At 69.4% G+C, this 7,718-nt stretch carries 5 protein-coding genes; 4 read left to right on the top strand and 1 reads right to left on the bottom strand.

The window, feature by feature from the left end:
• On the bottom strand, window positions 1-1,393 hold a 1,393-nt coding region (locus tag DS843_RS30565), incomplete at its 3' end, for a glycosyltransferase (protein WP_149472578.1).
• A gap of 223 nt (window positions 1,394-1,616) precedes the next feature.
• On the opposite strand from DS843_RS30565, the gene DS843_RS30560 reads away from it, so the two are divergent.
• From DS843_RS30560 to DS843_RS30545, 4 genes are all read left to right on the top strand, one after another.
• Window positions 1,617-4,928, top strand: a complete 3,312-nt coding sequence (locus DS843_RS30560) for a carbohydrate-binding domain-containing protein (protein ID WP_149472577.1) — start codon at window positions 1,617-1,619, stop codon at window positions 4,926-4,928.
• A 313-nt stretch (window positions 4,929-5,241) separates the two neighbouring features.
• Complete coding sequence (locus tag DS843_RS30555) at window positions 5,242-5,601, top strand: IS630 transposase-related protein (protein ID WP_137140950.1); 360 nt, start codon at window positions 5,242-5,244, stop codon at window positions 5,599-5,601.
• Window positions 5,553-6,206 (top strand): IS630 family transposase, encoded by a 654-nt coding sequence (locus DS843_RS30550; protein ID WP_149472576.1) that lies wholly within the window; start codon window positions 5,553-5,555, stop codon window positions 6,204-6,206. Before DS843_RS30555 ends, DS843_RS30550 begins: the two co-directional genes overlap by 49 nt.
• A gap of 83 nt (window positions 6,207-6,289) precedes the next feature.
• Window positions 6,290-7,576 (top strand): IS701 family transposase, encoded by a 1,287-nt coding sequence (locus DS843_RS30545; protein WP_149472575.1) that lies wholly within the window; start codon window positions 6,290-6,292, stop codon window positions 7,574-7,576.
• The last annotated feature ends 142 nt before the right edge of the window (window positions 7,577-7,718 follow it).

Here is a 7,718-nt window from a genome sequence, read left to right as displayed (position 1 = left end):
CCCCCCCCGGGGCCCGGCCGCGCGTGCCGGGGCGGGCGCCCGGCCCCCCCCCCCGGCGGGGCGGGTCGGGGCCCCCACTCTCCTGGGTGCCCGGCGGGCCTTCCGGGTCGCGGCCCCTCAGACGCCCCCCGCGCGGGGCCGGCGGACCCGGGCGGGCGGGGGGGGCGGCCAGAAAACCCCCCAGCTCCGTCCCGGCGGGGCCCCCCGCCCGCCTCTCCGGCTCCAGCAGACCGCGGACGACGGTGGCCAGCCGGGGGGCGATGCCCTGGAGGGAGAAACGCTGCATCGCCACCCGGTGGGCGGCCTCGGCCACATCGTGGCGGAAGGCGTCGTCGCCGATCAGCCGGGCGAGCGCCGCCGAATAGCCCTCCATTCCCTCGGCCAGCAGGCCGGACACGCCGTTTTCCAGGCAGTGCGTCACTTCGCCCACCGGCGTGGCGCAGACCGCCACCTTGGCCAGCAGGAACTCGAACATCTTGGTCGGGCTCTTGGCGACGTTGAACTCGTTGGCCGAATAGGGCAGCACGCCGATGTCCATCTCGCGCAGCACGGCGGGGATCTCGGCGGGCGGGATGAACTCGTGCAGTTCGAGATTGGGCAGGTCCGGGAAGCGTTCCCGCAGGCGCAGCTTCAACTCCCCCCAGGCCCGCCCGAAACCGATGATGTGGAAACAGGCGCGGTCGCGCACCGCGCGGGGGACCAGCGCGAAGGCGTCCACCGCGAACAGCACGTCCTTCATGGGGATGTCGCCCCAGAAGTCGCCGGAATAGAGGATGTTCACCCGGTCACCGAAGCGGCGGCGCGGCCCGTCCCGCCCGCCGGCGGTGAACAGGTCCTGGTCGGCCACCGTGTGGATCAGGTGCGTGTTCGGATTCAGCGGGGCCAGCAGCGTTTCCAGACGGTGGCTGGCCGCGACGCAGGCGCCGGCCCGGTTGGCCACCGTGTGGAAGAGCTGGTCGGGCCGCAGGCTGGGGAACCAGGGCTCCAGCCGGCGGAAGGGCTGCATGTCCAGCTCGTAGTCGTCGTAGTCGAGCACGATCCGGTTGCCGCCCCGCTCCGCTGCCAGGGCCGCCGCCAGCGTGTGGTAGCCGACCTTCTGCACATAGAGGACCGCCCGCGGGTTGGCGGCGAGCACCCGGTGCGCCTCCAGGTTCAGGCGGATCTTCTCCTCCTCGGGGATGGTGGACAGGGCGCCGGCCTGATCGGTGGCGCCCAGATGGTCGAAGAAGGACAGCACCTCCGCCCGCAGCCCCTGCTGGCGCAGCGCCTTGGCGAAGTTGTAGCAGCGCACCCGCGCGGAGGGCTGCCTGAACCCGTCCTGGGCCAGGAAGATGACGTCCGCCGCCGCGTAGCGGGCGAGGGCATCCGCGTCGAAGATCGGCGGCAGGGTCATGGAATCTCGGTGCAGGGAGGCGGGAGGGCGCCGCTATCTAGCGCCGCTCCGCGAACGTCGGCAAGCCTTCCCGCAGCGGCTGTGACCAGTGCCCCGGCTGTGGCCATTTTGGGACCGTTGTCACACATCCAATCGATAGTGGTATGTCAATTCTGGGACGCGAGGGAGCATTCCGCAACCCTCGGGACGGGCGGCCTCCCGCCCGCAGGCTCCAGAGTCCCGCATGTCCACGTCCCCGCAACGGACCATCGATGTCCCGATCGTCGTGAACGCCTGGGGCGTGTCCGCCGGTCAGGCGCCGCATTTCCGGCTGCTGGTCGACGGCGTGACGATCGGCGAGGCGTGGGTCGCCGCCACCTCCAGCACGCCCTACCGCTTCACCGCCACGCTCGATCCCGACCAGGCCCACCGGATTTCCATCTGGTACGACAACGACGGGATGGCGAACGGGGTGGACCGCAACCTGTTCGTCGGCTCCATCGTCGTCGACGGGCAGGAGGTCAGATCCACCGACCCGCGCGCCACCTACGACAAGGGCGCGGTGGACGGAAAGGACGTGGTCGCCGGCCAGACGGGGCTCTACTGGGGCGGGCTGCTGTCCTTCGGTCTGGGGGAGGAGATGTTCGGCGGCCCGCTGGTCCGTCCCCCGCCCAGGCCGGAGGAGGTCATCACCCGGCCCATCCCCATCACCGTCGAGGCGGCGCACGGCGCGTCCGCCACCGGGCCGGTGCGTTTCAAGGTCCTGGTGGACGGCAAGCTGGCCGGGGAGGCGGAGGCCGCGTCCGGCAGCGCCGAGCGCTTCACCTTCGGCGTCACCCTCGATCCATCCGTCGCCCACACGGTGCAGATCCTGCCCGCCAGTGGGACGCAGGCCGGAGACCTGTCGTTCGGAACCGTGACGGTGAACGGCAGAAGCCTCACCGCCCCGCCTCCCGCCCAGGACGGGTCCGTCACCCTGGCGGTCGCCCCCCCGGTCTTCCAGGGCACCGCCTCGGACGCACCGGCCCCGCAGGGCGCCGCCTTCTACGTGGCGAAGAACGGCAACGACGGCTGGTCCGGTCGGTTGGCCACCCCCAACGCCGAGGGCACCGACGGCCCCTTCGCCAGCCTGGAGCGGGCGCAGGCGGCCATGCGCGCCGGCACCGTCAAGACCACCTACGTCCGCGAGGGCGGTTACACCCTGACGAACACGCTCACCCTCGGCGCGCAGGACAGCGGCGTCCGCATCCTCGGCTATCCGGGCGAGCAGGTGGTCCTCAGCGGCGGCCAGAGGGTCAGCGGCTTCACCTACGAGGGGAACGGCGTCTGGTCGGCGCCCCTGTCCGCGGCACCGGGGCTGGACGTCACCGTCAACGGCGTGCGCTACCGGCTGGCCTCCAAGGCGGTCTACGACCCGCAGGACCCGACCACCGGCTGGTTCGTCGCCGACGCGAGCGCCTTCGGCGCCAGCAGGAACGCGCTGCGCTACCGCGCGGGCGACGTCACCGCCGCCGATCTGGTGCCGGGCAGCCGGGTCCAGGTCTTCGACACGGAACGGCTCCAGGACGCGATCCTGACGGTCGCCGGCATCGACACGGTGACGCGCACCCTGACCTTCACCTCCGACGCGCCCTTCACCATGCGCGACGGCTCCACCTTCAAGCTGCTGGGCAACAGCGCCCACGTCGATCAGGTGGGGGAGTTCGCCCACCGCGCCTCGGACGGGCGGCTGGTCATCAAGGCGGGGGAGGACTTCACCGGGACGGGGGTGGAGGTCGCCCGGCTCGGCACGCTGCTGCGGCTGAACGGCGCCAGCGGGGTGACGGTCCAGGGGCTGACCTTCACCAACACCACGACGGACGGCAACGCGCTCGACGTCGTCAACGGCGACGTCAACACCATCACGGGCAACAGCTTCGTCAACGTCGGCACGGGCATCCGGCTGACCCAGGGGTCGGACCGCAATCTGGTCGGCGGCAATTATCTGGACCATCTCGGCGTCAACGGCATCGCGCTCTCCGGCCAGTCCATCGGCAACACGGTCACCGGCAACCGCATCCAGAACATCGGCGAGGTGCGCAAATACGCCGGCGGGATCATGGCGTCGGGGATCAGCGAAACGGTGATCTCCCACAACGACATCGACCACAGCTCCCGCTACGGCATCTCGGTCAAGAACTGGGACGGCGCGACGATCAGCCTGAACAACGCCATCCTCCACAACCGCATCCGCAACACGGGATTGGAGACGGCGGATTCCGGCGGCATCGAGCTGCTCGGGCGGTCGAACCTGAACACCGGGACGCGGATCGAGGGCAACTGGATCGAGCACACCGGCGGCATCGCCACCACCGGCACCGGCCAGTGGCTGCGCAATCACAAGGGCTACGGCATCTATCTGGACGACCTGACCAGCGGCGTGACGGTGCAGGGCAACTTCCTGCGCGACACCGCCTGGGCCGCCGTCATGATCCATGGCGGGCACGACAACACCGTCACCAACAACATCGGCGTGCTGGGCGCCAACGGCGAGAGCTTCATCCGCGTCGAATGGGTGCCCCTGGCGGGCGCCGCCGGCATCCCGGCGAACAACACGGTGACCGGGAACCTCGTGTCGGGGGCGGTGCCGCTGGGCGGCTACGTGACGATCCTGTCCGCCGGGCAGAACGCCATCGACGCCAATTTCCTGCATCAGGTCGGCACCTACGGGGCCAACGACCGGACCGGCGACCCGCTGTTCGCCGACGCCTACAACCGCGACTACAGCCTGCTGCCGCTGTCCCCGGCGCTCACCGCCGGCATCCAGGATCTCGCCTGGATGCTGATGGGCATCGCCTCCGGCGGCGGAACGGCACCCCCGCAGAGCGGCGGCGGGACCACCCCCCTGCCCCCTTCCAACCCCCAGACCAACGAACCGCCCGCCCCGGTTCCGGCGCCCCAGCCCGATCCGTCCAAACCCGGCGGCGCCCCCGCGGCGCCCTCCGCCTCTGCGCCCGCCGACCCCGCTCCGGCGCGCCCGTCCGTGCCCTTCAGCCGGATCGTGGACGGGGTGCAGCAGAGGGTGGCGGCCCAAGTCTACGAGGGGCCGGTCGCCACCCTGCAATGGTCCTTCCTGGGGACCGTCGAGAACGAAGTGGTCGGCGGATCGGACGGGAACGATTTCATCAACCTGCTGGGCGGCGACGACGCCGCGTCGGGCGGGGCCGGGGACGACGTGCTGGACGGCGGGTCGGGCTCTAACTGGCTGATCGGCGGGCCGGGCCATGACACCTTCTTCGTGGATGGCCGCGGGGGCGAGGTCACCTGGTCCACCATCGTCGATCTGGAGCGCGGCGAATGGGCGACCCTCTGGGGCTTCGTCCCCGGCCAGTCCCGGCTGACCTGGGAGGAGATGGGCGGCGCCGAGGGCCACAAGGGCGCCACCGTCCGCTGCGACATCGACGGCAACGGCACCATCGACGCCAGCATGACCTTCACCGGCAAGGCGGTGGGGGCGATGACCGTCACCACCGGCATGGCCGGCAGCGAGTCCTACATCGCCTTCATCACCCTGTAATACCAACGGCGTTTGAAGGGTTCATTGAGGCCGTGCCGCTCCACCTGATTTGGCATGGGCAGCAAGGTTCACTTGGTTCATCACATTGCAGCCGATAAGTTGCATCGGCTGTACAAGGCCGCGACGGATGCGACGGAGCGGACGCATCTGCAGATCATCTGGCTGCTGACCAGCGGGGGTTCCGTTGCAAAGTCTGGCCGAGGGTGGTCGCGTTCCTGGCTCAACAACTTTAAAGCGGATTGTCGCTGAGTATAGACGGAATTTTGGCTAGCCTGAGTGGTTGGAGGAAGACACCGCTGAAGGACCGCGCGCCATGGGCCAGCCATATTCCGCCGATTTGCGCGAACGGGTTCTGCTGGCTTATGAGCGCCACGAGGGCGGCCCCGAGTTGCTGGCGCGGCGCTTCCAGATCAGCCGAGCCTGCGCGTACAACTGGGTACGGGCCGCGCGCCTTGAGGGGCGGCGGGTCGCCAAGCCCCATGCCGGCGGCGTACCAGCCAAACTGGACGCGGAGGGTGTGAGCGTGCTGCGGGCCCTGGTGCGGGAGGATAATGACGCGACACTGGCACAGTACCGCGACCGGTTGGCCGCCCGCACCGGTATCGCGCTGAGCCCGGCGGTGGTGTGTCGCACCTTGAAGCGGCTGGGGTTGGCGCGCAAAAAAAGACGCTGAGGGCCAGCGAGCAAGAGCGCGCGGATATCGCCGCGGAACGCGCGGCCTACCGGGACGATGCGGTGGTCCACGAACCGGCGCGCTTGGTCTTCCTCGATGAGACCGGCATCAACACCCAGATGACCCCCACCCAGGCCCGGGCGCCGCGCGGACAACGGGCGCTCGGGTCCGTGCCCTGTGGCTCCTGGCACCGCGTCACGGTGCTCGGGGCGTTGAGCGCCGAAGGCATGCTGGCCGCCATGAGCATCGAGGCGTCCACCTCCTCGGCCGTATTTCTCGCCTTTGTCGAGCAGGTGCTCCTGCCCGTGCTCCGGCGTGACAAACCCGGCGCCGTGGTCGTGATGGACAACCTCTCCGCTCACAAGCGGGCCGATGTCCTCGCCGCTTTTGAGACCGCGGGAATCCGTGTCCGCTTCCTCCCGCGCTACTCGCCCGACCTCTCGCCCATCGAGCCCGGCTGGGCCAAGCTCAAAGGAATCCTGCGCGCCAAGGAAGCCCGCACCGTCGATGCCCTCAACGAGGAACTCGGCCCAGCCCTCAATGCGATCACCGCCACCGACGCCAAAGCGTGGTTCAAGCTATGCGGCTACCCGAATCTAAACTGAGCCGAAATCCGCTCTAGTACTACAGCCGGGATTATCGGTCGTTGCGTCTGTTGAGTCTGGCGTTCTGCGGAAGGATGCCGAGTATGACAACGGTTGCCGAGGCAAGGACCTGGGACGGCGCTCTGGACGCGCTGATAGGGCGGCTTGGGTCGCGGTTCTGCCGGGTTGAGGCGCGTCGACGAGCGCGGTCTTATGTTGCCGGCCTGCTGGCACCGCTGGAGCGCAAGAACGGTTGGCATCTCGCCGAAGCGGCGGGCGACGCCAGCCCGGACAGCGTGCAGGATTTCCTGGCGCGCATGCGCTGGGACGCCGACGCCGTGCGCGACGACCTGCGCACCTATGTGGTCGAGCACCTGGGCGATCCGCAGGCCGTGTTGGTGCTTGACGAGACCGGCTTCGTGAAGAAGGGCACGCGCTCGGTCGGCGTGCAGCGCCAGTACTCCGGCACCGCCGGGCGCATCGAGAACTGCCAGATCGGCGTGTTCCTCGGCTACGCCGGCCGACATGGCCACGCGCTGATCGACCGCGCCTTGTACCTGCCGCAGTCCTGGGCCGGTGACGAGGAACGCCGTCGCCTCGCCTGGGTGCCCGAGGAGGTGGCCTTCGCCACCAAGCCGAAGCTGGGAGCGGCGATGCTGGAGCGCGCGCTCGACGCCGGGGTGCCGTGCGCGTGGGTCGCGGCCGACAGCGTGTACGGAGCCGACAGCGCCCTGCGCCAAGCCCTGGTGCGGCGCCGGATCGGCTATGTGCTGGCGGTCACCAGCGGCCAGCGGCTGTTCCCGGGCACGGTGAGCGATTGGGTCGAGGAGGTGCCGGCTGACGGCTGGCATCGGATCGGTGCCGGTGATGGCTCCAAGGGGCCGCGGCTGTACGATTGGGCTCATCTGCCGTTTCGCGGCGCCCCGGAGGGATGGGACAAGGGACTTTTGATCCGGCGCCGCTTGGCCGATGGCGATCTGACCTTCTACTTCACCTTCGCGGCGAGCGGGACGACGCTGAAGGAACTGGTGCGGGTGGCCGGCACGCGCTGGACCATCGAGAGTGCCTTCGAACTGGCCAAAGGCGAGGTTGGCCTCGACCACTACGAGGTGCGCTCGTGGACCGGCTGGCACCGGCACATCACCTTGGCGATGCTGGCCCTGGCGTTCCTCACCGTCGTGCGCAAGGCGGCCATCGGGGGGAGAGGACCCAGCCGATCTGGAAGTCGAGCTTCTGCCCTTGACCGTGCCGGAAATCCGCCGTCTGCTTCACCGGCTGCTCGCCTCACCACCCCTAGAAAACGCCACCGTTATTGCCTGGTCACTCTGGCGAAGACGCCATCAGCAGCGGGCGCGACGCTCCCACTGGAAACGCCGCACCCAAGCCGATAAAGACCGGCTGTAGTACTAGATGCCGTAATGGGCCTTGCTCCAAGCTCTGGCTTGGGCGGGCGGCTGTCCCCACAGTGATGGTGTGAGACACGGGGTCCGAGCGGATCGGCCCCAAGCATCATGGAGGGACAGCCATGGATCA

It is taken from the genome of Roseomonas genomospecies 6 (assembly GCF_008365375.1).
GTDB lineage: Bacteria > Pseudomonadota > Alphaproteobacteria > Azospirillales > Azospirillaceae > Azospirillum.
The sequence above is the reverse complement of the archived record's forward strand: the minus strand, read 5'-3'. Positions and strand labels throughout refer to the sequence as shown.

Bases quoted from the DNA above. Each gene is read 5' to 3' on its own strand.
- DS843_RS30545 (WP_149472575.1), top strand. From the start codon at position 6,290: ATGACAACGGTTGCCGAGGCAAGGACCTGGGACGGCGCTCTGGACGCG.
- DS843_RS30555 (WP_137140950.1), top strand. From the start codon at position 5,242: ATGGGCCAGCCATATTCCGCCGATTTGCGCGAACGGGTTCTGCTGGCT.
- DS843_RS30560 (WP_149472577.1), top strand. From the start codon at position 1,617: ATGTCCACGTCCCCGCAACGGACCATCGATGTCCCGATCGTCGTGAAC.